25 protein-coding genes are annotated in these 26201 nt (G+C 38.2%); 8 read left to right on the top strand and 17 right to left on the bottom strand.

The window, feature by feature from the left end; genetic code table 11:
* Positions 1 to 260: 260 nt before the first annotated feature.
* Positions 261 to 896 (top strand): YktB family protein, encoded by a 636-nt coding sequence (locus BG04_RS18220; RefSeq protein WP_034653469.1) that lies wholly within the window; start codon positions 261 to 263, stop codon positions 894 to 896.
* Between the two features lie 276 nt (positions 897 to 1172).
* On the opposite strand, the gene BG04_RS18215 is transcribed toward BG04_RS18220, so the two are convergent.
* On the bottom strand, positions 1173 to 1442 hold the full coding sequence (locus BG04_RS18215) for a UPF0223 family protein (protein ID WP_013056061.1): 270 nt from the start codon (positions 1440 to 1442) through the stop codon (positions 1173 to 1175).
* 531 nt (positions 1443 to 1973) lie between these two features.
* On the opposite strand from BG04_RS18215, the gene BG04_RS18210 reads away from it, so the two are divergent.
* Complete coding sequence (locus BG04_RS18210; RefSeq protein ID WP_013056060.1) at positions 1974 to 3449, top strand: aminotransferase class I/II-fold pyridoxal phosphate-dependent enzyme; 1476 nt, start codon at positions 1974 to 1976, stop codon at positions 3447 to 3449.
* Positions 3450 to 3483: 34 nt separating this feature from the next.
* Here BG04_RS18210 and BG04_RS29850 read toward each other — a convergent pair whose 3' ends face one another.
* Positions 3484 to 3609, bottom strand: a complete 126-nt coding sequence (locus BG04_RS29850) for a GapA-binding peptide SR1P (RefSeq protein ID WP_013056059.1) — start codon at positions 3607 to 3609, stop codon at positions 3484 to 3486.
* A gap of 393 nt (positions 3610 to 4002) precedes the next feature.
* Between BG04_RS29850 and BG04_RS18205 the strand changes: the two genes are divergently transcribed.
* Entirely contained in the window at positions 4003 to 5523 is a 1521-nt protein-coding gene (locus tag BG04_RS18205; RefSeq protein ID WP_034653471.1) for a glycine betaine uptake BCCT transporter, read from the top strand.
* A gap of 49 nt (positions 5524 to 5572) precedes the next feature.
* On the opposite strand, the gene BG04_RS18200 is transcribed toward BG04_RS18205, so the two are convergent.
* The 6 genes from BG04_RS18200 to BG04_RS18175 form a co-directional block, all read right to left on the bottom strand.
* Complete coding sequence (locus BG04_RS18200) at positions 5573 to 5815, bottom strand: hypothetical protein (protein WP_016763437.1); 243 nt, start codon at positions 5813 to 5815, stop codon at positions 5573 to 5575.
* 250 nt (positions 5816 to 6065) lie between these two features.
* On the bottom strand, positions 6066 to 7478 hold the full coding sequence (lpdA, locus tag BG04_RS18195) for a dihydrolipoyl dehydrogenase (protein ID WP_013082295.1): 1413 nt from the start codon (positions 7476 to 7478) through the stop codon (positions 6066 to 6068).
* 3 nt (positions 7479 to 7481) lie between these two features.
* Positions 7482 to 8783, bottom strand: coding sequence for a dihydrolipoamide acetyltransferase family protein (locus tag BG04_RS18190; protein ID WP_013082294.1), 1302 nt, complete (start codon positions 8781 to 8783; stop codon positions 7482 to 7484).
* A 102-nt stretch (positions 8784 to 8885) separates the two neighbouring features.
* Entirely contained in the window at positions 8886 to 9863 is a 978-nt protein-coding gene (locus BG04_RS18185; RefSeq protein WP_013056055.1) for an alpha-ketoacid dehydrogenase subunit beta, read from the bottom strand.
* Positions 9864 to 9866: 3 nt separating this feature from the next.
* A complete protein-coding gene (gene pdhA / locus BG04_RS18180) occupies positions 9867 to 10982 on the bottom strand; it encodes a pyruvate dehydrogenase (acetyl-transferring) E1 component subunit alpha (RefSeq protein WP_013082293.1) in 1116 nt (371 codons plus the stop codon).
* 580 nt (positions 10983 to 11562) lie between these two features.
* Complete coding sequence (locus tag BG04_RS18175) at positions 11563 to 12228, bottom strand: YkyA family protein (protein WP_034653474.1); 666 nt, start codon at positions 12226 to 12228, stop codon at positions 11563 to 11565.
* A 169-nt stretch (positions 12229 to 12397) separates the two neighbouring features.
* On the opposite strand from BG04_RS18175, the gene BG04_RS29845 reads away from it, so the two are divergent.
* On the top strand, positions 12398 to 12508 hold the full coding sequence (locus BG04_RS29845) for a YjcZ family sporulation protein (RefSeq protein ID WP_016763434.1): 111 nt from the start codon (positions 12398 to 12400) through the stop codon (positions 12506 to 12508).
* A 174-nt stretch (positions 12509 to 12682) separates the two neighbouring features.
* Positions 12683 to 13237 carry a peptide deformylase gene (gene def, locus BG04_RS18170; protein ID WP_013056051.1) on the top strand — a complete coding sequence of 185 codons (555 nt, stop codon included), beginning with the start codon at positions 12683 to 12685 and terminating at the stop codon, positions 13235 to 13237.
* Positions 13238 to 13265: 28 nt separating this feature from the next.
* Here def and BG04_RS18165 read toward each other — a convergent pair whose 3' ends face one another.
* A complete protein-coding gene (locus BG04_RS18165; RefSeq protein WP_034653476.1) occupies positions 13266 to 14048 on the bottom strand; it encodes a Cof-type HAD-IIB family hydrolase in 783 nt (260 codons plus the stop codon).
* 547 nt (positions 14049 to 14595) lie between these two features.
* Here BG04_RS18165 and BG04_RS18160 point away from each other — a divergent pair.
* Together BG04_RS18160 and rnjA are read left to right on the top strand one after the other, a co-directional pair.
* Complete coding sequence (locus BG04_RS18160) at positions 14596 to 14805, top strand: DNA-dependent RNA polymerase subunit epsilon (protein WP_013082289.1); 210 nt, start codon at positions 14596 to 14598, stop codon at positions 14803 to 14805.
* 5 nt (positions 14806 to 14810) lie between these two features.
* On the top strand, positions 14811 to 16478 hold the full coding sequence (rnjA, locus tag BG04_RS18155; RefSeq protein WP_013056048.1) for a ribonuclease J1: 1668 nt from the start codon (positions 14811 to 14813) through the stop codon (positions 16476 to 16478).
* Positions 16479 to 16524: 46 nt separating this feature from the next.
* Here rnjA and BG04_RS18150 read toward each other — a convergent pair whose 3' ends face one another.
* The 6 genes from BG04_RS18150 to BG04_RS18125 all read right to left on the bottom strand — a co-directional run bounded on the left by BG04_RS18150 (position 16525) and on the right by BG04_RS18125 (position 23384).
* Positions 16525 to 17187, bottom strand: coding sequence for a potassium channel family protein (locus BG04_RS18150; RefSeq protein ID WP_013056047.1), 663 nt, complete (start codon positions 17185 to 17187; stop codon positions 16525 to 16527).
* A gap of 151 nt (positions 17188 to 17338) precedes the next feature.
* Positions 17339 to 19144, bottom strand: coding sequence for an ABC transporter ATP-binding protein (locus BG04_RS18145; protein WP_034653478.1), 1806 nt, complete (start codon positions 19142 to 19144; stop codon positions 17339 to 17341).
* Between the two features lie 15 nt (positions 19145 to 19159).
* Positions 19160 to 20896: an ABC transporter ATP-binding protein gene (locus BG04_RS18140; protein ID WP_034653479.1), complete on the bottom strand. Its 1737-nt coding sequence runs from the start codon at positions 20894 to 20896 to the stop codon at positions 19160 to 19162.
* A gap of 306 nt (positions 20897 to 21202) precedes the next feature.
* Positions 21203 to 22099 (bottom strand): phosphogluconate dehydrogenase (NAD(+)-dependent, decarboxylating), encoded by an 897-nt coding sequence (gnd, locus tag BG04_RS18135; RefSeq protein ID WP_034653481.1) that lies wholly within the window; start codon positions 22097 to 22099, stop codon positions 21203 to 21205.
* A gap of 187 nt (positions 22100 to 22286) precedes the next feature.
* On the bottom strand, positions 22287 to 22733 hold the full coding sequence (locus BG04_RS18130; RefSeq protein ID WP_013056043.1) for a redoxin domain-containing protein: 447 nt from the start codon (positions 22731 to 22733) through the stop codon (positions 22287 to 22289).
* Positions 22734 to 22835: 102 nt separating this feature from the next.
* Positions 22836 to 23384, bottom strand: a complete 549-nt coding sequence (locus tag BG04_RS18125) for a peroxiredoxin (protein WP_013082283.1) — start codon at positions 23382 to 23384, stop codon at positions 22836 to 22838.
* A gap of 356 nt (positions 23385 to 23740) precedes the next feature.
* Here BG04_RS18125 and BG04_RS18120 point away from each other — a divergent pair, with 356 nt between their 5' ends.
* Positions 23741 to 24604, top strand: a complete 864-nt coding sequence (locus tag BG04_RS18120; RefSeq protein WP_016763429.1) for a mechanosensitive ion channel family protein — start codon at positions 23741 to 23743, stop codon at positions 24602 to 24604.
* 36 nt (positions 24605 to 24640) lie between these two features.
* Here the strand turns inward: BG04_RS18120 and BG04_RS18115 are convergent, their stop codons facing one another.
* Both BG04_RS18115 and BG04_RS18110 read right to left on the bottom strand, forming a co-directional pair.
* Positions 24641 to 24886: a YkuS family protein gene (locus BG04_RS18115; RefSeq protein ID WP_013056040.1), complete on the bottom strand. Its 246-nt coding sequence runs from the start codon at positions 24884 to 24886 to the stop codon at positions 24641 to 24643.
* A gap of 56 nt (positions 24887 to 24942) precedes the next feature.
* Positions 24943 to 26070, bottom strand: coding sequence for an N-acetyldiaminopimelate deacetylase (locus tag BG04_RS18110; protein WP_016763428.1), 1128 nt, complete (start codon positions 26068 to 26070; stop codon positions 24943 to 24945).
* Between the last annotated feature and the right edge of the window lie 131 nt (positions 26071 to 26201).

Here is a 26201-nt window from a genome sequence, read left to right as displayed (position 1 = left end):
ACACCCCTCTCAAATTATTGAACCCGCTTATAGAAAACTAAATTTTCAGATATTTTGATTGATATAGTCTATGTCGAAACCTAATCTCATGTAACTAAATTGTGTGATTACCTATAAAAAAATGATAGACACGTTTTGACAAGCATATGCGAATTAATTGGTGTTTATGCTTTTCATGTGGTAGAATCTTCGCGTAAATCATACTTACTTGCATAGATGCACAGCAGCTATACATATTCACTAAAAAACGGAGGTTTCACATGGCATTCTCAGGATTTTCACAAGATGACTTTAACGTATTCCGTATCGAGGGACTTGATGCACGTATGGAAGCCATCAAGACAACGATACGCCCAAAATTCGAACAATTGAGCAATCATTTTGCTCCTACTCTTTCTTCACTTTGTGGAGATGAAATGTTCGTACACATTGCCAAACATGCACGAAGAACAGTTAACCCGCCAGTAGATACGTGGGTAGCCTTTGCTAACAGTAAACGCGGGTATAAAAAGCTCCCTCATTTTCAAATTGGCCTTTGGGAAACACATGTCTTTGTGTGGTTCGCCGTAATTTACGAATCACCTATTAAAGAACAATTTGGAAAGCTGCTAAAACAAAACATTGAGGAGATTCGTCAAAATATCCCAGCCTCGTTTGTTTGGTCGAAAGATCATACAAAACCTGATAGTGACAAAATGGGCGACTTATCTTCTGAAGACTTAGAGAGTTTGTTTGAACGTCTAGAGACGGTTAAAAAAGCTGAGATCCTATGCGGCATTACAATTCCAAAAGAAGAAGCGATTGCAATGAACGGCGAAGAATGGATGGCTCGTATTGAACAAACATTTCATACGGTAACTCCATTATATGAACTAACTAAAAAAGCATATGCATAATTTTAACGAATTGATATAAAAAAATGAGGGTGAGACATAACGAAAGGAAGCTCATCGAAAGACCAATAAATGGGATACATAAGCTGAAACGCTTGTGACACCGCAGTTGATTTCCCTGCAGGAGTCTTCGCCTTGCCCTCCAATCAACTGCTCGAAGAAACGAAACAGATAAACTCTATGTTCACCGTAACAAAAAAAACGAATCATTAATCAAACAATTTGATTAATGATTCGTTTTTTACTTCGGCTAAACTACTTTTGTCCCAGCCTCATTTTTTACATTTTTATAATATCTCCAGAAGAAGCAGCCTTTGCTTTTTGAATCGTTCGATAAGAAGAGTATTTGCTTTGATCTTCAAAATCGTTACAGATTGTTTTTTCTTCTGCTTTACTTGGCACAATTTCTTTAAATCGGCGATAGACTGCCATTAGGTGATCACGCTCAATACCTTTTTCATAAGCTCGTTCAATGCTTTCAAAAAACTTCACTACATCAATAATTTCTTCTGTACTCCAATCAAGGGAGATAGGGTATTGATATTCCACTTCTCATCACTCCATTTATTTCTTCAATCTATGTATATCTATATTCTTAACTCTATCACAATCTATAATGTACACAAAGTTTATTCTCTTTTCACACAAAAGAATTTCTCCTTTTTTTTCTTTTTATTTTCTCTTTAAAATATCTTTGCAAATGGGTTAATAAGTGCTATAATTCTTTTGTTTTATGGGGATTTTCAAAACATAAAGAACTATAAAATAATGAGTAATAGGCAGTTTACAATTACTTGTATTTTTTTAACTAAAAATTGTATTTATATTATCAAACAGTAGTAAACATACACGTTTCATTCATTTATATAATGGTTAAAATCAAGAAAACTGCCGAATAGAATTTCTGTTGAATTTCTTTTATAGAAAAAAGATGTGATATTTTAATATGTAGAATTCAACAGCCACTAGTTTTTGGTATATAAAATTGAATGCTGTAATTTGATAAAAAAACAATCAAAGTCCCTCTAAGCTTTGCTTAGAGGGACTGACAATTTATGATAAAAGAGGTGTATAGCAAAGTTGTCTTCTCAATTTTCAACTCCATTATTTACTGGATTAGTTAATCACGCTAAGAAAAACCCAACACAATTCCATATCCCTGGACATAAAAAAGGAAATGGAATGGATCCTGAATTCCGCTCATTTATTGGCGATGATGCTTTATCCATTGATTTAATTAATATCGGTCCTCTTGATGACCTTCACCAGCCAAAAGGCATTATCAAACAAGCGCAGGATTTAGCTGCAGAAGCATTCGGTGCTGACCATACTTTTTTCTCTGTTCAAGGAACGAGCGGAGCAATTATGGCAATGGTCATGGCGACATGTGGGCCTGGAGATAAAATTATCGTTCCTAGAAACGTGCATAAATCTGTTATGAGTGCGATTGTTTTTTCAGGAGCTACGCCTATTTTTATTCACCCTGAAATTGACGAAAATCTTGGCATTTCTCACGGTATTACATCGGACTCTGTAGAAAAAGCCTTAAAGCAGCACCCTGAAGCAAAAGCAGTACTTGTTATCAATCCAACTTATTTTGGAATTTCCGGAGACCTTCGTAAAATCGTAGAAATTGCCCACTCGTATCAAGTGCCTGTACTTGTTGATGAAGCTCACGGCGTTCATATTCACTTCCATGATGATTTGCCTTTGTCTGCTATGCAGGCCGGTGCAGATATGGCAGCAACAAGCGTGCATAAATTAGGCGGCTCTATGACGCAAAGTTCAATTCTAAATATACGCGAAGGCTTAATTTCTCCAAAACGTGTACAGTCTATTTTAAGCATGCTGACAACAACATCAACATCTTATCTGCTGCTGGCTTCTTTAGATGTTGCACGAAAACGTTTAGCTACAGAAGGAAAAGAGCTGGCTGAACGTGCAATTTCTCTTGCTGAAAAAGCACGAAAAGAAATTAATACCATTGAGCATATCCGATGTATAGGCAGAGAAATTTTAGGGACAAAAGCTACGTATGATTTAGACCCTACTAAATTAATTATTTCTGTTTCAGATTTAGGAATTACGGGCTATGACGTAGAAAAATGGATGCGTGAAGCTCATAATATCGAAGTTGAAATGTCTGACCTTTATAATATTCTATGTATTATCACGCCTGGAGATACAGAAGAAGATCTATTACGTCTGGTCACGGCTCTGCGTGAGTTATCTGCAAAATTCCATAATCTTTCTGAGACAACGGCAAAACCGGCTATTTTATTGCCTGATATTCCTGTATTGGCTTTAACACCTCGCGATGCTTTTTACGCTGAAACCGAAGTGGTACCTTTTCATGAGTCGGCAGGTCGTATTATTGCGGAATTTGTGATGGTCTATCCTCCTGGTATTCCTATTTTTATTCCTGGGGAAATCATCACTGAGGAAAATTTAACCTATATTGAAACAAACTTAGAGGCAGGTTTACCAGTGCAGGGTCCGGAAGATTTTGAATTAAAAACATTTCGTGTCATTAAAGAACATAAAGCAATTCAATAAAAAAGGTGCGGAAATCCGCACCTTTTTTTATTGATTAATCTAAATCTTCATCTGCTTTTTGACATTCTCCGCTTTTACATGTTGAGTATAATCGCGTCACTTTCTCATCTTCGAAATGATCAATTGTGCAGTTACATGTTTGACATACGATTGTTCCCATTTTGTAAACTCCCCTTTAACCGTCTTTTTTTGTAAGCGTTTTACAACTCTTGATATTATATTATTATGTCACATTAAATATGTCAACAACTAATTAGTATGTCACATTAAAAATATTTTTCTCATAAATGTTATATTTGTTTTCAAAAAGCTGAACGCTTAGAATCATATCTATTTATATGAAAAAACAATGTCTAATTTCAAATCTATTTCATCACTTTAAAATAATTACGAAAAATAAAAATTTGTTCTCTTTCCGCTTTTTCTTACTAATGGGGTAGACATTTCATACAAACTTCACTAAAATGTATAACCATGTGGTTTCATATATACCTGAAAAGGCTATATGAAACACTATGTTATGTAAAATAGAATAGGAAAGGAGTGTTAATCGATGAAAAAACTGACTCCCGTTTTTATCATTTCGGTTATTATTGCTGCAGTATTTATCGTATGGGGTGTTATTCCGGAATCTACGCTAGGAAGCGCAGCGCTCACACCTGTTACATCGGCAATACATAGTTTTATCATCGAGAAATTTGGCTGGTATTACTTACTAGCAGCTACATTATTCTTAGTTTTTACACTGTACTTAATTTTTTCGAAGTACGGAAACATCAAACTAGGGAAGCCTGACGAAAAACCTCAGTATGGTTATGTCTCATGGTTTGCCATGTTATTTAGTGCTGGTATGGGCATTGGTCTTGTATTCTGGGGTGTCTCAGAACCAATCAATCATTTTCATACTCCACCTTCTGGTGAAGGCGGTACAGCAGAATCAGCTCGTGCAGCTCTACGCTATTCGTTTTTCCACTGGGGTTTACATCCTTGGGCTATTTATTCCGTTCTTGCACTGGCCCTTGCATATTTTCAATTTAGAAAAGGTTACCCGTTCATCATCAGCAATATTTTACGTCCTCTACTAGGAAAACGTGTTGATGGGCCTCTTGGAACGATCATAAACGTCATCGCCGTATTTGCAACTGTCTTTGGGGTAGCAACATCTCTAGGACTTGGCGCTATTCAAATTACCGGTGGAGCCTCTTACTTGTCGCCAAGTATTGATAACAATTTCACGACTCAATTAATTGTTATTATTATCGTGACGTTCTTGTTCATGCTGTCAGCACAGACGGGGCTGAACAAAGGTATTAAGTATTTGAGTAACATTAATATTGTTTTAGCTATTCTGCTAATGCTGTTCTTGTTATTTGCAGGTCCAACCAACTTTATTATGGACTTATTCGTTACAACCATTGGCAGCTACATTCAAAACTTGCCGTCAATGAGTTTTCGATTGAGCCCGTTTGATAACAGCACCTGGGTTCAAGATTGGACAATTTTCTACTGGGCATGGTGGATTGCTTGGGCACCGTTTGTTGGTACGTTCATTGCTCGTATTTCACGAGGCAGAACCATTCGAGAATTTTTAATTGGTGTACTAGCTGTTCCGACCGTATTTGGTGGTTTATGGTTTGCCGTATTCGGAGGTTCTGGGGTCTATTTAGACTTTTTTAAAGACCTTCCTGTTATGGATGTTATTAATAATAAAGGAACAGAAGTTGCTTTATTCTATGTACTTGAACAGTTTCCATTTGGTACGTTCATGTCCATTGTCGCTATTTGCTTAATTGCTACATTCTTTATTACATCAGCTGACTCAGCTACATTTGTTTTAGGAATGCAGACAACAAATGGTGATCTAAATCCTTCAGGCTCTATTAAACTTACGTGGGGCTTAATTCAATCGTTAACAGCAATCATTCTGCTTTGGACAGGTGGTTTGGACGCGCTCCAAACAGCTGCGATTATAGCAGCACTTCCATTCTCAATTGTGCTAGTGCTAACGGTCTTCTCATTAATGAAAGCATTTAAAGAAGAAGGCGCATTGAAAAGAGAAAAGAAATCTGTGTAAGACAAAAAAAGCGTTAGCTTATATAAGCTAACGCTTTTTTTATGCAATCTTACGCTGTGCAAAATAAAATTAGTTGATAACATGTCAAGCAGACAGCTGAAGTTGTACCAGTCATCATAAGCGCCAGTCTTTTAGATTTGACGTTCATTTCTGCTATGCCGTAAGCTAAATAAGCAAATACTAAAAATAAAATAATTTTAGATGTCAACTGATCACGTTTTGATAGCAATTCAACCAGTGAATAACCCATCCAAATAACAATGTGTAAGCTCCAAACGAAATACGTCTTCATAGCTCCTACGCCGCCTTTTCATTCGTTATCCAAAAGAGCAGTTTTTTATCTACCTATAAGAAAGCACGTCCCACTTCATATGTATGCATCTAGAGCTCATTTAAGACTGCCTCAGCGTTTTTACACGTTTCTTCTAAAAAGGAGTGCTCATCAGCAACAAAAACTGTCTGACAAGCACCTGGTGCTTTGTGAAAACCGTTTTCTTCAAAAAAAAAGCTGATGCGTACGCATCAGCTTTTTAAACCATTATTTATTTTACAATGTGAATTGGGCTTCCAATAGCTACTTCAGCAGCTTCCATTGTGATTTCACCTAATGTTGGGTGAGCGTGAATTGTTAATGCGATATCTTCAGCCGTTACGCCAGCTTCGATAGCAAGACCAAGCTCAGCGATCATGTCAGATGCGCTAGGTCCAGCGATTTGAGCACCAACCACTACTCCGTCTTCTTTACGAGTGATAAGCTTCAAGAAGCCTTCTGCAGCGTTAAGTGCAAGTGCACGTCCGTTAGCAGCAAATGGGAATTTAGAAGCTTTAACAGCTAATCCTTCTTCTTTCGCTTGTGCTTCAGTATAACCTACAGATGCAAGCTCAGGCTCAGAGAATACAACTGCTGGAATTCCTAAGTAGTCAATTTCAGCAGGTTCGCCAGCAATTACTTCAGCTGCGATTTTACCTTCGTAAGAAGCTTTGTGTGCAAGTGGAGGTCCAGTTACGATATCACCAATTGCAAAGATGTTGCTTACAGATGTACGAGTTTGGTTATCGATTTCGATAAGACCACGGTCAGTCATTTTAACGCCAACTTGCTCAAGACCAAGCTCATCAGTGTTAGGACGACGACCTACAGTAACTAATACGTAGTCAGCATCGATTACTTTTGACTCTCCGCCTACTTCAAACGTAACTTGTACGCCGTCAGCAGTTTCTTCAACACCTTTAGCCATTGCTTTTGTATAAATTTCAACGTTTCCTTTTTTCTTAAGGTTACGTTTAACAAGTGAACTCATTTGTTTTTCAAAACCAGCTAAGATTTCATCAGCAGCTTCTACAAATGTAACTTCTGTACCGAAGTTAGCAAAAGCAGTACCAAGCTCAGTACCGATGTAACCTCCACCGATTACAACTAATTTTTTAGGAACTTCTTTAAGCGCTAATGCACCTGTAGAGTTGATTACGCGCTCAGAGAATTTGAATCCAGGGATCTCGATTGGACGAGAACCAGTTGCAAGGATAGCATTTTTGAATTTGTACGTTTGTGCAGAATTTTCATCCATTACACGTACAGTTTCGCTGTCAACGAAGTAAGCTTCACCTTTTACGATGTCAACTTTGTTACCTTTAAGAAGGCCTTCAACACCGCCAGTAAGTTTGTTTACAACGCCGTTTTTGAATTCTTGAACTTTAGAGAAATCAACTGTTACGTTCTCAGCGATAATCCCCATGTCTTCAGAATGTTTAGCGTGTTCAAAACGGTGACCTGCAGCGATTAATGCTTTTGAAGGAATACAACCAACGTTTAAGCATACGCCTCCAAGGTTACCTTTTTCTACGATTGTAACTTTTTGACCTAATTGAGCTGCACGAATTGCTGCAACGTAGCCACCAGGGCCAGCACCAATGACAAGAGTATCAGTTTCGATTGGGAAATCTCCTACTACCATTTATTACGCCTCCATTAATAATAATTCTGGATCATTTAATAAACGCTTGATTTGGTTAAGAGCGTTTTGAGCTGTTGCGCCATCGATAATACGGTGGTCAAAGCTTAGTGATAATGCTAATACTGGAGCAATTACAATTTCACCGTCGCGTACAACTGGTTTTTCAGCGATACGTCCGATACCTAGAATTGCAACTTCTGGGTGGTTGATAACAGGAGTAAACCATTGTCCACCAGCAGAACCGATATTTGTGATTGTACAAGAAGCGCCTTTCATTTCAGCAGGAGCTAATTTACCATCACGTGCTTTTCCAGCAAGGTCGTTAATTTGATCAGAAATTTCGAACACAGATTTACGATCAGCATTTTTCACAACTGGTACTAAAAGACCTTTTTCAGTGTCAGCAGCGATACCGATGTTGTAGTAATGTTTTTGAATTACTTCATCAGTAGAGTCATCGATTGAAGTGTTAAGAGCTGGGAACTTCTTAAGTGCTGAAGTTAACGCTTTTACCACGTAAGGTAAGAATGTTAATTTAATACCTTGATCTGCTGCAACTGTTTTGAATTTTTTACGATGAGCAACAAGAGCTGTTACATCGATTTCATCCATTAATGTTACGTGTGGAGCAGTGTGTTTAGAGTTAACCATAGCTTTTGCGATTGCACGACGGATACCGCTCATTTTCTCGCGAGTTTCTGGTAGGTCGCCTTCAGGAATAGCTTGTGCTGCTGCTGCTTTTGGTTCAGCTGAAGCAGTTTCCTCTTTAGCTGGAGCTTCAGCAGTTGCTGTAGCTGTAGAACCACCAGATAGGAAGCCATCGATGTCATCTTTAACAATACGTCCGTTTTTACCTGAACCAGGAACAGCTTTAATGTCTACACCTTTTTCACGAGCATATTTGCGCACTGAAGGCATAGCAATTACTTTACGGTTAGGATCAACATCAGCTTGTGCTGCAGGAGCTGTTGCTTCTTCAGTCACTTCTTCAGTTGAAGCTTCTTCTTTAGCTTCTTCTGCTGGTGCATCATCATGATCGTCACCTTTGAATTTTAAGTCTTCGTATCCAGGAGCATCAAAAGTAACGATAACTTGTCCTACAGTAGCTACTGTACCTTCGTCAACTTTTACTTCTAATACTTTACCTTTTACAGGAGATGGGATTTCAACAACAGCTTTGTCATTTTGTACTTCTGCTAGTACATCATCCTCATCAATTTCATCTCCAGCTTTTACGAACCATTTTACAATTTCACCTTCGTGGATACCTTCACCGATATCCGGCAGTTTAAATTCAAATGCCACGTGTCTTCACCCTCCTAGTTAGTTGCGTTCAATTTGTTAGTGTTTATTTTATCTAAGACAGAAATCAGCACAAAGCTGATTTCTATCACAGTAAAATGCTAATTAAAATTCAAGTACTTTCTTAGCTGTTTCAACGATATCTTTGTGGTCTGGTAACCATACGCCCTCAGCTTGAGAGAATGGGAACACAGTATCCGGTGCTGTTACACGTAATACTGGTGCTTCTAAGCTTAAGATTGCACGATCGTTAATTTCAGCTACAACGTTAGCTGCGATACCAGCTTGTTTTTGAGCTTCTTGAACTACTACTACGCGACCAGTTTTTTCAACTGATGCAAGAATTGTATCGATATCTAAAGGTTGAACTGTACGTAAGTCCACTACTTCAGCAGAGATACCTTCTTTTTCTAGTTCTTCAGCTGCTTTTAATGATGAGTGTACCATTGCACCGTAAGCGATAAGCGTTACGTCTGTACCTTCACGTTTCACATCAGCTGTACCTAAATCAATTGTGTATGATTCTTCAGGTACTTCTTGACGGAATGAACGGTAAAGCTTCATGTGCTCTAAGTATACAACCGGATCGTTATCACGAATTGATGAAATTAAAAGACCTTTTGCATCGTATGGAGTTGAAGGAATTACAACTTTTAAACCAGGTTGAGATGCTACGATACCTTCTAAGCTATCAGCGTGAAGTTCTGGTGTATGAACGCCTCCACCGAATGGTGAACGGAATGTAATTGGTGCATTCCAGCGACCGCCAGAACGGTAGCGCATACGTGCAGCTTGACCTGATACAGAATCAAGTACTTCGTATACGAAACCAAAGAATTGAATTTCAGGAACCGGACGGAAACCTTGAGTCGATAGACCTACAGCAAGACCACCGATACCAGATTCAGCTAATGGCGTATCGAATACGCGATCTTCGCCGAATTCTTGTTGAAGACCTTCAGTCGCACGGAATACTCCACCGTTTACGCCAACGTCTTCACCAAAAACTAATACGTTTTCGTCGTTTTTCATTTCTGTGCGTAACGCATCAGTAATCGCTTGAATCATTGTCATTTGCGCCATGGCTTACTTCGACTCCTTCTCTTTGTAGATTTCATATTGCTCTTGTAAGTTTGAAGGCATAGTTTCGTACATGATTTCCATTAAATCTGTAACTTTTTGTTTTGGATAATCGTCAGCCTTCTTAATAGCTTGTTTGATATCTTCTTTAGCTTGCTCGATTACTTTGTTTTCTTCTTCTTCATTCCAGATGCCTTTAGCTTCTAAGAATTTACGGAAGCGAACAAGTGGATCTTTCTTTTCCCACTCAGTGTCAAGCTCAGCTGTACGATAACGAGTTGGATCGTCACCAGCCATTGTATGTGGACCATAACGGTAAGTTAATGTTTCAATTAAAGTTGGACCTTCACCGTTTACTGCACGCTCACGAGCTTCGCTTACTGCAACGTATACTGCTAGTGCATCCATACCGTCTACTTGAACGCCTGGGATACCAACAGCCGCTGCTTTTTGAGCGATTGTACGTGCTGCAGATTGCTTTTCAACTGGTGTTGAAATTGCAAAGCGGTTGTTTTGTACAACAAAGATTGCTGGAGCTTTGAATGCACCTGCGAAGTTCATACCTTCGTAGAAGTCACCTTGTGAAGCTCCGCCGTCACCTGTATAAGTGATCGCTACTGCTTTTTTACCGCGCTTTTTAAGACCTAGTGCCACACCAGCAGTTTGCACGATTTGTGCACCGATGATGATTTGTGGAGAAAGTATATCTACACCTTCTGGCGCTTGGTTACCGTGGAAATGACCACGAGAGAATAAGAACGCTTGATATAGTGGAAGACCATGCCAAATTAACTGAGGCACATCACGGTACCCAGGTAAAATGAAGTCTTCTTTTTCTAATGCGAAATGTGAAGCGATTTGAGAAGCTTCTTGCCCAGCAGTTGGTGCATAGAAACCTAAACGACCTTGACGGTTCAATGAAATTGAACGTTGATCAAGAATACGAGTGTATACCATGCGAGTCATTAACTCTTTTAATTTTTCGTCAGATAAATCTGGCAACGCTGATTTATTTACTACTTCGCCCTCTTCATTAAGAATTTGGAACGTTTGGTACTGCTCAGCGATTTTATCAAGTTGCTTTGATACATCAATAATAGCCTTTTTAGTTTTAGCAGCCATCTAAGTCACCTCTTCCTTTCATTTAAGCCGTATAAATTCATTTTACTAATCAAACAAACATACACGCTTTTAGAATGTCCCAAATGGACAAGTAAAAGTCATATTTTGTCGAGTAGCTTTTTGAATTCGCTAATCCTTAACATTTCTATGTATTCCCCAGCGAATTCTGTGCAAACATTTACGTAAAAGGAAAGTTTAAGCGAAACGAACGTTTCGTTAAACTGTATTAATTATTTTGCAAAAATGATTAATACAACACTTACTACGCTACCTAGTTTACAATACACTAAAACAGTTCGTCAATGCATTTACATCAAGAAATTACGCTTTTTTAGTTTGTGAAATAAAACACATAAAAAAGACATGCTGTACTATTACACAGATGCAAACTGTATTATATGTTTTATAATAACCTTTTCTTTTTTTACGTCTGCACATCTCCTATCTTGCCACAAATAAACGATTTTTTAAAACAATAACCTTTTGTAATTTTTACGTGAATCATGTCGAAACTCTTTCTTTATTTCAGAAAACCTTCCTTTTCAGCCAAAAAAAAGACCTGTAAACTTCACAGGCCTTCTTATTTATCCTCGCTATTTTTCACCTTTAACTTCGTTTTGTTATAAAAATCCTCTTTGGCTTTGTTATAGTCAGCTGTTAATGTGTTAAACGCTTCTTTTTTCTTTTCAACTTCTTTATAAGTAGCATTGATCGAAGCGATTTGTGTTTCAAGATTCTCTAATTTCACATTGTCTTTTTCAAAGAGCTTATATAGCTGACGATCTAATTCAATGGAATGAAGATAGGCATCATGTAAGGACTGGTACGCCTTATAACGCTTCTTCATTAATGAAGATAGTTCAAGCGCCTCTTCTTTTGCTTTGCCATCCTCTAGTTTTTGGATCTTCGGCTCTGTCGCTTCAAATTGTTTTTGCGAAGCGCTGATGCTTTTTTCTTCTTTTTGTAATTTACTTTCACGCTCATCTAATAACTGCTGCGCTTTTTGTGCTTTATTTTTTATTTTCTTTTTATCTTTAATCCCTAGCTCAATAATTTGGTCGTATATCGCATTTTCTTGCTGTTCTAAATCTGCTAACGGTTTTTGCTGATCAGCAAATTGCTTTTCTTGTGCTACCACTTTTTCTAATCCATTATATACCTCAAGCTCAGGCGATGAGCCCTCTGCACATCCTGCTAGTGACATAGCAGCAATGCCGATAACTATATATCTTCCGATGCATTTCATATCTGGTAAATCCTCCCTTATTCATGGGTCATTATACAATTTTTGTAGGGAATTAGCAATTTATCTACACCCTTTTTCCACCTTTTAATATATTATACTAACCCAATCGTGAAAAAAAGGGAGTTTATTACTTTTTACCTTGGGATTGATAACTACGGGAGGTTACATTATGTTGGGTTATGGTGGATATGGCTGTGGCGGTTCTAATAAAGGTTTTGTGTTATTAATCGTACTGTTCATTTTATTAGTTATTATCGGCTGCAGCTGTGGCGGCTGGTAATTATACAATAAAAGCGGCTAACGGTCGCTTTTATTTTTTCTTATGCATGTTTTTCCATATGTTTGATACATATAATTAGTAGAAACATTTATGTGGTCAAGGTCGAGGTAATGACTTTTTTATACGGATTTGGTACACTTTATACCTATAAAATAGCCTAGGGAGATGTGAAAGTTGATTACAATGAACGATATTATTCAAGACGGACACCCAACGCTGCGAGAAGTAGCAAAAGAAGTACCGTTACCTGCTTCTGAAGAAGACAAAAAGATTTTACATAGCTTATTAGAATATGTAAAAAACAGCCAAGATCCTGAAATTGCTGCTAAATATGGACTGCGATCTGGTATCGGGCTTGCCGCTCCTCAAATTAATGTATCAAAACGAATGATTGGGGTACACGTTACGGATGAAAAAGGCAAGCTATACAGCTATGCATTATTTAACCCTAAGATCATTAGCCACTCAGTTGAAAAGACATACCTTACAGGCGGTGAAGGCTGCTTGTCTGTCGATCAAGATATCCCAGGATTTGTTCCTCGATATGCACGTATCACAGTAAAAGGCACAACGCTTGAAGGCGAAGAAGTGAAAATTCGTTTGAAAGGTCTTCCTGCTGTTGTCTTTCAGCACGAAATTGATCATTTAGACGGAATTATGTTTTATGATTACATTAATAAAGAAAATCCATTTCAAGAACCTGAAAATGCTTTTCCATATGAACGCTAAAAAACGCGAGCTAGAGCTCGCGTTTTTCTTACTTTAATAATCCTACTAGCTCTAATCCGTGGAGAATACCATCTTCTGCTACATCTTTTGTAACAAGATTAGCAACTTCTTTCACGACTTCTTCCGCATTTCCCATCGCTACTCCATTTCCGACAAATTCTAGCATTTCGATATCGTTTAAGCCGTCTCCGAATGCATATACATCTTTTTTGTCAAAGCCAAGCTTTTCAATCATGGTCTCAATTCCTCGCGCTTTTGATCCACCTTTTGGCAAAACATCAGTTGAAAATTCATGCCAGCGAATAAAGTCAAATTTCTTAAATTTTTCTTCATAAGGAGCTTCTTCTCCCGTTGTACAGAATAAGAGGGATTGATAAATTTCACGCCCTTCGAAATAAGTAGGATCGTGGTGAGGGTGGTTAAATCCAATTTTCAGCGTGCTGATGCTGGATTCGATATAGTCATGAAACTCAATGTTTGATTTCATATCTTCATGATCCATGTATACGACAGGGTGATCATGCTCAACAGCAAAAGCTGTTAAATCTTGAAGTTCTTCTTTATTTAACGGGTTTTTGTAAAGAACTTCTCCATTTAAAACAATGTACTGACCATTAAAGCTAATATATGTTTGAATATCCAACTCTTCACGCAGATCTTTAAACATAAAAGGAGCCCTTCCAGTTGCAATTGCCACTTCATGCCCCTGCTCTTTTAACAGCTGGACAGCTTTTTTTGTAGAAGCAGGCAGTTTTTTATCATGATCCAATAACGTTCCATCAATATCAAAAAAAATAATCTTTCGTTCCACGTTTATCACCTTATTTTTTATAATTTTTTATCTCTTTGTTAAGCCTTTCCAATTATATCAAACAAGCGCTGGTTTCTCTATAAATGGACGGTCCTATTTGTAGTTTTTCCATATTTAACCACGAGAAACCTCTCCCTTTTCATCATATAATAAAAGTACAGAGAGAGACAGGCAGGTATTGCAAAAAACAAAGGAGCTGAAAAATCATGTTAAAAGATTTTCGAAAAAGGCTGCTAAAACGCTGGAATGAATTATTGCGTAAAAAAACGATGGCATAATCGATTTTTTTAGGGCTTTCTGTTGTAAAATTTGCAGAGTGTGTGTCTGCATCGTACAATGGAATAGCCCTTATTTTTATACGCCCGGAAAATATAGTCTTGTATCCGTTTCCTATTAATATTATTCTATAATTAATTGACTTGTTATATTTAGATGACTAAAATGTAGTGAAAGCAAGTTTCTTTAGAAAATACATGAAATACATACACATTTTATAATATAATAAAATAAGTTATTTGAATTTCGGAATTAAGGAGAGATTTTTGTTATGATTTTTAAAGTTTATTTTCAAGAAAAAATGAGTGAAGTAGCTGTACGTGAAAATACAAAAACAGTGTATGTGAACGCAGATTCTGAGCGTGACGTTCGTCAAAAGTTAAAAGCGCGTTCAATTAATATTGAGTTTGTTCAAGCAGTGACTGGAGACTATCTAGAATATGAACAACAGCATGAAGATTTTAAAGTATTGGAGATATGATGAAAATGAAATTTGTAAAAAATAATCAAACGGCAGTTTTCGCCCTGGGTGGACTAGGCGAAATCGGTAAAAACACGTATGCCGTACAGTTTCAAGATGAAATTATTCTTATTGATGCAGGAATTAAATTCCCTGAAGATGAGCTTTTAGGAATTGACTACGTTATTCCTGACTACAGTTATTTAGTAAAAAATGCAGATAAAATCCGTGGCCTTTTCGTTACACATGGTCATGAAGATCACATCGGCGGAATTCCTTACTTATTAAGAGAATTAAACATTCCTATTTATGCAGGGAAATTAGCCCTTGGACTTCTTCGCAACAAATTAGACGAGCATGGGTTGCTTCGTACAGCTCAGCTTCATGAGATTACTGAAGATGACGTAATTAAATTCCGTAAAACATCGGTAACTTTCTTCCGCACAACTCACAGTATTCCTGATTCTTACGGAATTGTGGTAAAAACACCAAACGGACAAATCGTACATACAGGAGATTTCAAGTTTGATTTTACACCAGTGGGCGAACCGGCTAACTTAACAAAAATGGCTGAAATCGGTAAAGAAGGCGTTCTATGCTTGCTTTCAGACAGTACAAACAGTGAAATTCCTAACTTTACGATGTCTGAGCGCCGCGTAGGTGACAGCATTCATGACATTTTCCGTAAAGTAGACGGCCGTATTATTTTTGCAACGTTTGCTTCAAATATTCACCGCTTACAGCAAGTAGTGGAAGCAGCCGTATTGCATAACCGTAAAGTTGCTGTATTCGGACGCAGTATGGAAGCAGCTATTGAGATTGGCCAACAGCTGGGATATATTTCATGTCCAAAAGATACGTTCATTGAGCCTTCTCAAATTAACCGAATTCCAGCTAACCGCGTGACTATTTTATGTACAGGCAGCCAAGGTGAACCGATGGCAGCGCTATCTAGAATTGCAAACGGTACTCACCGCCAAATTCAAATTATCCCTGGAGATACGGTTGTATTCTCATCTTCACCTATTCCAGGAAATACAGTAAGTGTTAGCAAAACAATTGATATGCTATTCCGTGCAGGAGCAGAGGTTATTCACGGTGCTCTAAACGATATCCATACTTCTGGACACGGCGGACAGGAAGAGCAAAAATTAATGCTTCGTTTGATGAAACCAAAATACTTTATGCCAATTCACGGTGAGTATCGCATGCAGAAGATGCACATCAAACTTGCAACAGACTGTGGAGTTCCTGAAGAAAACTGCTTCATTATGGATAATGGAGAGGTGCTAGCTTTAAGCGACAGCGAAGCTTCAGTAGCCGGCAAAATCCCTTCAGGCTCTGTATATATTGACGGAAGCGGAATTGGTGACATTGGAAATATCGTACTTCGTGATCGCCGCATTTTATCTGAAGAAGGTCTTGTTATTGTGGTTGTAAGCATCAATATGAAAGACTTCAAGATCGCTGCTGGTCCAGACATTATCTCTCGTGGTTTTGTTTATATGCGCGAATCTGGCGACTTAATTAATGATGCACAGTCCCTCATTACAAAACACTTGAACAAAGTGATGGAACGTCGTACGTCACAATGGTCTGAGATTAAAAATGAAATCACAGACACATTGGCTCCATTCCTTTACGAAAAAACAAAGCGCCGTCCAATGATTTTACCAATCATTATGGAGGTTTAATAAAAGAAAAAGAGCAGATGCAATTGCATCTGCTCTTTTTCTTTTATTAAGCACTGGCAAATTTATTTTCGAAGCGGTTGATATCTGCATCTGCTCCAATAACAATCAACACGTCCCCTTCTTGAATCGTTTCGGACGCCTGAGGAGAAACGATGATATCTCGATCACGCTTAATGGCTACAATGTTAATGCCATATTTTGCACGAATGTCTAACTCAATCAGCGTATTGCCAGCCATTCTTTTGCTCGCTACTAATTCGACAATACTGTGTTCTTCAGATAGCTCTAAATAATCTAGCACGCTGTTTGAAATCATGTTATTGGCAATTCTTCGGCCCATATCTCGTTCGGGATGCACGATAAAATTAGCACCAATTTTTGATAATACTTTGGCATGATAATCATTTTGTGCTTTTACCGTTATTTTCTCAACCCCCAGCTCTTTTAAAATAAGGGTCGTCAAAATACTTGCCTGAATATTGTCACCAATAGCTACGATAACATGATCAAAATTACGAATTCCTAAACTTTTTAGAACCCCTTCATCCATTGAATCGCCTACTACTGCATGGGAAGCAACGTTAGCATACTCATTTACCTTTTCTTCATCAATATCAATCGCCAGAACTTCCATTCCTTGATCGCTTAATGTTTTACAAATACTTCCTCCAAATCTACCTAATCCGATGACTGCAAATTCTTTTTTCATTTGAATTCCTCCATTATGTACAGGAAAAAATCTGAACTACCGTTATTTTACCACAATTCTTTTGTATCAACCTCATTTTCCCGTTAACACTTATATCTCTTTACTATTTCTCACACTCATAGAAAAACAGAAGGATCAGCTCCCTCTGTTTTTAAGCTGTAGCATGGGTTTGAACAAGGTAATAATATACGCCTTTTTGCTGCATTAGTTCCCCGTGATTCCCCGTTTCAATAATGCTTCCATGATCTAATACAATGATCTTATCTGCTTCTCGTATAGTAGATAACCGATGAGCAATCATGATGGCCGTTCTATTTTTTAACAGCGTTTTAAGCGCCTGTTGAATCTTCACTTCTGTTTCTGTATCGATGCTTGCTGTCGCTTCATCTAAAATGATAATACGAGGATTAGCCAACAGCGTTCGAGCAAATGAAATCAATTGACGCTCTCCCACGGATAAGACGTTTCCTCGCTCTTCTACTTCCGTATCATAGCCTTTTTTCAGACGCTTTATAAAATCTGCAGCCCCTACCGCTTCTGCGGCCTTAATCACTTCCTCATCAGTAGCATCCGGTTTTCCAAACCGAATGTTTTCCATAATAGTTCCTGAAAAAATAAAGGTTTCTTGCAGCACAATACTAATTTGCGCTCGTAAACTCGCTAGCGTAATATCTTGAATAGGCATATTATCAATTAAAATCTGCCCTTCGTTTACATCATAAAAACGTGTGATTAAATTAGCAATGGACGTTTTTCCAGATCCAGTATGCCCCACTAAAGCAACCGTCTGGCCTTCTTTTATGTCAATTGATACGTTGTTTAAAGCTTTCCGCTTCCCATCATAGGAAAATGAGACGTGCTTGAACTCAACTTTTCCTTTCATATCCTCTAAAGACGTAGCGGTTTCCAAATCTGCGACGAGAGGTTTTTCATCTAGAAATTCAAAAATACGCTCGGATGAAGCCATTCCCATTAATAATTGATTATACACTTGCCCTAAACGAGAAATCGGTTCCCAAAACATTCCAAGATAAAAAGCAAATGATACAAAAATACCAATTGTTAGCCGTTCATCTTGAATAAGTACAGCACCGAACCAAATTAAAATAGCCGTTCCGACAGCATTTGTGAGTTCTACAAACGGTCGAAACATGGCATTTTTTCGAGTAGCTTGCCTCCAGCTCTCGTAATTTTCACTGTTTATGCGCTCAAAAAACAGCATATTTTCTTGTTCTTGAGCAAATGATTGAGTGACGCGAATGCCTTGAATACTCTCATTTAAATGTGAATTTAATACTGACTGCTTCATACGAACAACTTGCCACGACCGACGAATTCTTCTTCTCAGCTTTGTGGAAATCAAAAACATAATCGGTAAAATGATTAAAACAGCACATGTCAAAGCAGGACTGAGAGAAAATAATATAACTACAATCCCAACTAACAATAAGAGGTCCATAAACAGGTTAACTACCCCGTTGGTAAATAAATCTTGAAGAGAGTTAATATCATTCATGATCCTTACAAGAATAGAGCCTCCTGAACGCGTATCAAAAAACCGGTGCGACAGCCCTTGAATATGCGTAAATAAATGTTTTCTTAAATCATATATAACGTGCTGCCCGAGTTGGTTCATCCATTTAATTCGAAAGATATTCGAAATATAAGATAGTACATACAAGCTAAAGATTATGAAAACTAACTGCATGAGCAGCGTGCTATTTTTATCTTTTACAGCATGATCAAGCGTATATACACCTATCAAAATAGGAATAGCGAGTCTAATGACCGTTGTGATAATGACCATAAGAAACGAGAAAGGAAGCAAGTTTTTTCGATATGGATGAAGATAACGAAACAAGCGGGCCATTTGCTTCCAGTTAAACATCTTATCAATGATTTGATCTGTTTGATAATAAAAGCGCTCTCGCACAACTTTATTTTTTCCGGCTTCCATTCTATTCCTCCCTTGTTATACGTTCATCACTGACGTATTGCTTTCATATTGAATGTCATAAATATTTTTATAAATCCCTTCCTTTTGAATGAGCGTTTTATGGCTTCCTCTCTCTTTTATTTGACCTTCATGCAAGACTAAGATTTCATCGGCATGTCGCAAAGAAGAAAGGCGGTGTGCGATAATAAACGTAGTACGATTTTTCATCACTTCTTTTAAAGCCAATTGAATTTCTCTTTCTGTTTTCATATCAACAGCACTCGTGGCATCATCTAATACTAAGATGCTAGGGTTTAAGATAAGCGCTCGTGCAATTGCAATGCGCTGCTTTTGTCCGCCTGATAACCCCAGTCCTCTCTCTCCCAGCATCGTGTCATACCCATCCGGAAGCTCCATAATAAATTCATGCGCCTGCGCTCGTTTTGCAGCATCAATAATGTCTTCTCTAGAAATACCCGGCACGCCATAGGAAATGTTGGTTCCTATACTGCTTGAGAACAAAAAGGTTTCTTGAAGTACAAAGCCAATTTCTTTTCGAAGAACAGGAAGTGGATACTCTTTAATCGGACGATGGTTAACTAAGATTTGTCCTGAAGTCGGTTCGTAAAACCTCGTGAGCAGCTGGGTTAAGCTTGTTTTGCCGGCTCCAGTTGCTCCGATTAAACCTACTACTTTTCCTTTAGAAGCAGAAAAAGATATGTTCTCAAGCGACTTTTTTTCTTCGTTTGGATAGGATAAGCTAACATGTTGAAACTCGACCGTTCCATTAATAGAGAAACTTCCGGCATGCTCATGGACTTTTTCTTCTTCTTCTAAAATTTCTAGCAGCCTTTCACCTGAAGCTTTAGACTGTGAAAACATATTGATAACAAACCCTAGATTCATAATAGGCCACATTAAATAAGAGGTTAAGCTAAAGAAAGCAACAAGCTCTCCCGGACGTACGCTTCCGTTCATAACAAGCGCTCCTCCGTACGCAAGGAGACCAACAATAGATAAGTTTCCTATAAACTCCATTAAGGGGAAATAAGTTGCCCACACATTCGCGGTTTCAATGTTTCGATTTTTATAAACTCCGTTGGACTCGTTAAATTTAGATGTTTGAAATTTTTCTCTTGATAATGACTTGACCGTTTGTATGCCGCTTATATTTTCTTGAACATTTGTATTAAGTTCCCCAAACGCTTGGCGAATTAAGCGAAACGCTGGATGAACGCGTTTATCAAAGCGATAAACAGCTACCCCCAAAAAAGGCAGCAGGCAGATTGTGACGAGAGTGAGTGAAATAGAGTAATAGAACATAACGAAAAAGCTGGCAGTAAGTAAAATAACGAAGCGAATTAATTCTGAGAATCCAAAAGATAGAAAAAAACGAAATCCTTCTACATCAGCTGTCAATCTGGACATCAAGTCCCCTGTTTTAGCATTGTCATAGTAAGAAAACGGTAAATACTGAAGTTTGCGGTAAAGTTTATTGCGAAGAGTATACACGGACTTAATTCCAAATAAGTCGCCGTAATATTGCTGAATATATGTAAAGATTCCTTTGACAATCATTAGCCCAATAAAAATAAATGCTACATTATCGACTAGCTGATATTGTTTTCCTAACACAATATGATCAATCGTATATTGCAGCACAATAGGGTAAATCACAGTGATGGAGGTTACAAACAACAAGCAAATAGCAGAATAAAAAAAGTACATTCGGTACGGCAAATAAAAATCTTTTAGTTTTTTAAACGTTTCCATATACCCCGTCCTTCCTTTAGCTAAAATGCGGCACACATATTTAAATATATCGGTTTCCGAAATAAATTACCATAATTTTTAGATAATTTTTCAAAAAAAGGTAAATAGTCATAAAAAAGAGGCTCGGATATAACTAAATGAATTCAATCTAAAGACGAACAAATGGAATACATGAGTTGAACTGCTAGAAAGATCTACACAGACGAAACTATCCACCATAACAAAAAAACGAACCACTAATCAAACATGTTGATCAATGGTTCGTTTTTCAATTCGTCTAAAATACGTTTGTTCCAGCCTGTTTTTTTATTGTTTTTCTACTGCGTGTCCGCCGAACTCATTGCGAAGAGCGGCAACTACTTTACCTGTAAACGTATCGTCTTCAAGTGAGCGATAGCGCATCATTAACGATAGAGCAATAACTGGCGTTGGCACTTGTAAATCTAGAGCGGATTCAACCGTCCATTTTCCTTCACCGGAAGAATGCATAACTCCTTTAATACTGTCCAGTTTTGCATCTTTTGAAAATGCACGTTCCATTAATTCGATTAACCATGAGCGAATAACAGAGCCATTATTCCATACGCGGGCTACAGCTTCATAGTCATAGTCAAATTCACTTTTCTCTAACACATCAAAACCTTCAGCAATTGCTTGCATCATGCCGTACTCAATTCCGTTATGGACCATTTTCAAGAAGTGGCCGCTTCCTGCTGCACCTGAATAGAGATAGCCGTTTTCTACGTTGATGTCGCGGAAAATAGGTTCGATTGTAGCAAATGCTTCTTTATCTCCCCCAATCATCATACAAGCGCCGTTTCGGGCACCTTCCATTCCGCCGCTTGTTCCAACATCAAAGTAGTGAATTCCTTTTTCAGCAGAAGCTGCAGCACGTCGTACAGAATCTTTATACTTGGAATTACCGCCTTCAATAATCATATCTCCTTCTTCAAATAGTTCTTGGAGCTCAGAAATTACTTTTTCTGTGAGCTCCCCAGCTGGAACCATTACCCAAGCAATGCGTGGTTTTTCTAATTTGCTCACTAATTCTTTAATGGAAGAAGCACCTTCTGCTCCCTTTTCTGCTACTTTCTGTACGGCTTCGTTGTTTACATCGAATGCTACCACAGAATGGTTATGATCTAGTAAATTCAATACTAAGTTTGCTCCCATTTTCCCTAAGCCAATCATACCTAATTTCATATGTAAATTACCTCCAATAGTAAGTTTCGTATCATGTTGTTAGTGTTAGTATGGTGTAAACTCACAAGAAAAAATCCACATTTTTATATTTCCTTTATCAGTTACTTCCTACACACAAAAAAGAAAAACATTCGATGCAAGTTCTACTAAGCATCGAATGCTTTTCACCTGTTACAACTGCCTGTATTTATTCGTTCTCGCCTAATACACGATTCACGCGCTTTTCAAGCATTTTCATACCGCTTCCACCAGCTTGGAAGTGGCGTAGTTGACCTGTTTTGTCAAATACATAATATGCCGGTACATATTGATTTTCAAATGCATCCGTTAATTTATGCTCACTGTCTACAAAAATTGGCTGCGTAATATCATGTTCTGCTGCTACTTCTTTAATCTTTGATAAGTCTAAATCATCTTCAGAGCGCGGCATATGAACTGCTACTACGTTTAATTGATCTTTGTACTGGTCGCGAAATTCATTTACTTGAGGCATTGCTTCTTTACATAAATGACAGCTTACTGACCAAAAATGAATAAGCGTTGGCTTTTCGCCGATTAGCTGCTCTTTTGTAACCTCTCCGTTTAACCATTCTGTAGCGCCCGTTAACTCAGGCATTGGCTGACGTAATTTCATGAATAAAAGCCTCCCTTATTTTCACTATTATTAACTATATGTTCTTTATTATCCGATGAAAAAAAGGCCTAACGTGGACGTTAGACCTTTTAAACGTTGTGCTTACGCGTTTAAAGTAGCTTGACCTGGTTTCCAGTTAGCTGGGCAAAGTCCGCCAGTTTGTAACGCTTGAAGAACACGTAAAGTTTCATCAACGTCACGGCCAATATTGTTGTGGTTTACAACTGAATATTGTAATTCGCCTTCTGGGCTGATGATGTATAAACCGCGAAGTGCTACACCTTCTTCTTCAATTAAAACGCCGTACTCACGAGAAACAACGTGATTTGTATCAGCTGCTAATGGATATTTAAGATCACCTAAACCATTATCTTTACGATCAGTGTTGATCCAAGCTAAGTGTGTATGGATTGTGTCTGTAGAAACACCGATTACTTCTGCGTCAAGATCTTCAAACTCATCATAACGGTCAGAAAGTGCAGTGATTTCTGTTGGACATACAAATGTAAAGTCCATTGGATAGAAGAATAATACTGTCCATTTGTCATTTTTAATATTTTCTTCTAAGCTAACTTTACCGAATTCTTTGTTTGATAATACAGCTTCCATTTCAAAGCGTGGAGCTTGTTTACCTACCATACGTTCTGGCATACATGATCCCTCCAAATAATTATTAAATGAGAAAATGTATAAAACATTCTCACTTATGTACTGTTATAACGGTTTTCATTATAATGGATATTGTTTTTTTAGTCAATATTAATTAAGAATTAATTTAAACAACACCTTATAATGGCAATATAGTTGTTATGCCCGCCTTTAGGGCAAATTAAACCCTGACTTCAGCAAAAAAATGCTATAAAAGGGTTGCATTTATTTACCTTCTCAGTTTAGCATGTCTAATATCGGGAATAAACAAATGTGCTCATACTCTTACAAAATATTTTCCAGAGAATAAATTCCCACTTATTAATATTGAAACAGAACATAGGAAGGATGAACAATTAATGTTTAAGATGCAAGACATCAACTGGGAACAGCTTCTTACCAATGCTGGAGTTATTGTGTTAAAACTCATTGCCATTACCATTGTGTTTTTACTTGTACGAGCAATTGGTAAAAAAGTTATTGAACGTTCCTTTGAAAAAATGAGTGAGCGCGAAAATGCTACGCGCGGACGTATGCTCACACTCAAAAGTTTAACCGTTAATGTGTTTTCATATGTACTTATTTTTATTTTTGTCGTCATGCTGCTTGAAGCAGTAAATATCCACGCCACAGCTTTATTAGCCGGTGCCGGAGTTGTTGGCCTAGCAATCGGGTTCGGTGCTCAAGGACTGGTTAGCGACGTTGTAACAGGTTTCTTTTTGCTTCTTGAAAAACAGCTTGATGTTGACGACTATGTCACAACCGGAAGTTTTTCAGGAATTGTCGAATCAGTAGGTCTTCGTACTACTCAAATTCGCGGATTTGATGGAACTCTACACTATGTGCCTAACCGTGAAATTACAAGTTTAAGCAATCATTCCCGGGGCAATATGCGTGCGTTGATTGATATTGGCATTTCGTATGATGATGATATTGACAAAGCTATTTCCGTACTAGAAAAAGTATGCGAGCGCGTTGCTGCAACAAATGAAAACATTGTAGAAGGCCCAAACGTGATAGGAGTTCAAGGCCTAGGCGCATCGGACGTTGTGCTTCGTGTAGTTGGCAAAGCTAAAAACGGTGAACAGTGGGGAGTTGAACGTCAGCTTCGCAAAGAGTTTAAAGAAGCGTTTGACGCAAACGGTATTGATATTCCGTTCCCTCATCAAGTAAATATTGATAAAAAGCAGCCTGAAGATGCCAAGCAGCCTCAGCATGCATAAAAAATAGCCGAAGGATTTATATCCTTCGGCTTTCTTTTATCCTTGTACCTTGTTGCCTACTTGCTGACAAATTTCTTCTGCTGTTAATCCGCTAGCTGTAATAACTGAGCCTTGCGTTACTGCATCAGAAATCCCCATTACGTTTGAATCCTGTCCTGTTACAACACAGCAATCGCACCCTTGTGCATCACTTTCGTTGCGTAATTGTACCACTTCGTGTCCGAGCTGCTGAAGTGCAGCCTGTACATCTGTTAAACCGTATTCTACACCAATTCGTGCCATCGTTGCCCACCTCCTCATGGTATTAATTTAGCCATAAGGAAAAATGATTATACGATTTATTGATTGCCTTTATGTTCAAAATATTTTGTAATAAGTGAAATCGCAATGTCTATTGCGCCTTCATGAGGCTGCAGCTTTGCATGATGAAGCCCATATTCAGACTGAACGCCAAGCCAAAACATAAATCCAGGAATATCTTTTAGCATATAGCCAAAATCTTCTCCCGTCATTGCTTCTTTGCACTCAATCACATCCACGTTCGTTTGCGCTTTGGCAAATTCCATGAACTCTCGCGTGACTTCATGGTGATTATATACTTGATGATACATACAGCCATAATCAATGGCTGTTTCACACTGATACCCCACTTCTACTCCTTTAACAATCGCTTCAATTCGTTCTTTAACACGCGTCATTGATTCAGGAGATAGCGTGCGAATGGTTCCTTCTATGCGAGCTCGCTCCGCAATAATATTTTGAACCGTCCCGCCTTGAATTTTTCCTACTGTAATTACAGCGCTGTCTAGCGGATCAACGTTGCGAGCAACAATAGTTTGAAGCTGTGAAACGAGCTGACATGCAGCAACTACCATATCATTTGTTGTATGTGGATAAGCAGCATGGCCACCTTTTCCTTTTAAATCAATAAATAGCTCAGACGTGTTAGCAAATAGCAACCCTTCCTTCAGCGCAATCGACCCAACCGGATATTCAGGCGCTACGTGAAGGGCGAAGATGAAATCTGGAAGCCATTCTTTCATGATATCGCTTTGGAGCATTGGCTGTGCTCCTCCTGGCCCCTCTTCTGCAGGTTGAAAGATAAACAGTACATTATCTTTGATTTCATGCTGAGCAAAGTAAGTCAGTACGCCTAGCCCAATGGCCATATGCATATCATGTCCGCAGGCATGCATAAGTCCTTCATGCTGTGATTGAAAAGAATAATTCGTTTCTTCCGTGATAGGAAGCCCGTCAATATCTGCTCGGTAGCCTATTGTTTTAGTTGGATTTTTACCATGTACTTTAACAAAGAGTCCTGTTTTCCACGTCTTTACTTCTAAGCGCTCTTGCGGAAGAGTTTTAATATAATCAAGCAAAAAACGCTGTGTTTTCACCTCTTGAAACCCTAATTCAGGAATTTTATGTAGCTCTCTTCTTATTTTCACAAATTCATTTTCAGCCATGTGTATGTCCTCCTCACGAAATAAAGAAGAAAGCGTGGTTGCCCACGCTTCCAACTTGTCCCTATGATACGTTCAAGGATTCAGTATCCCAATCGCTAAAACCTATTAATTCAGCAAAGAAAAAGCGCAAA

The organism is Priestia megaterium NBRC 15308 = ATCC 14581, assembly GCF_000832985.1.
Lineage (GTDB): Bacteria > Bacillota > Bacilli > Bacillales > Bacillaceae_H > Priestia > Priestia megaterium.
Note: the sequence above shows the minus strand (reverse complement) of the source record. Positions and strands in the feature narration are given on the sequence as shown.